This window comes from Citrobacter sp. TBCS-14, from assembly GCF_005280805.1.
GTDB lineage: Bacteria > Pseudomonadota > Gammaproteobacteria > Enterobacterales > Enterobacteriaceae > Citrobacter > Citrobacter gillenii.
Map to the genome: position 1 here is coordinate 1 of NZ_SZWM01000107.1, position 220 is coordinate 220.

General features: G+C 50.0%; 1 pseudogene. It reads right to left on the reverse strand.

Annotated features, from left to right (window positions below):
- Positions 1-220, reverse strand: a pseudogene (locus FDX22_RS00590) (vitamin B12 ABC transporter substrate-binding protein BtuF); the annotation flags it as partial.

Consider the following 220-nt stretch of genomic DNA (forward strand, 5'->3'; position numbering starts at 1 on the left):
ACTGGTAAATAGAGGATTTGCGCCAAACTGGAGAAACACACGTTTTTTAGGTTTGTTGGCATACTGAGACTTTAGTAAAGCATACTCATCAAGCAGGGTTTGCGCTGCTTGCTTTGCCTGTTCAGGCTTGGGACTCCATGGCGCAAGTTGACGCAATGCATCTGCGACCTGCTCGATGGTGACGGCATCGACCCAGATGACCTTAATTCCCAGGGCGGTC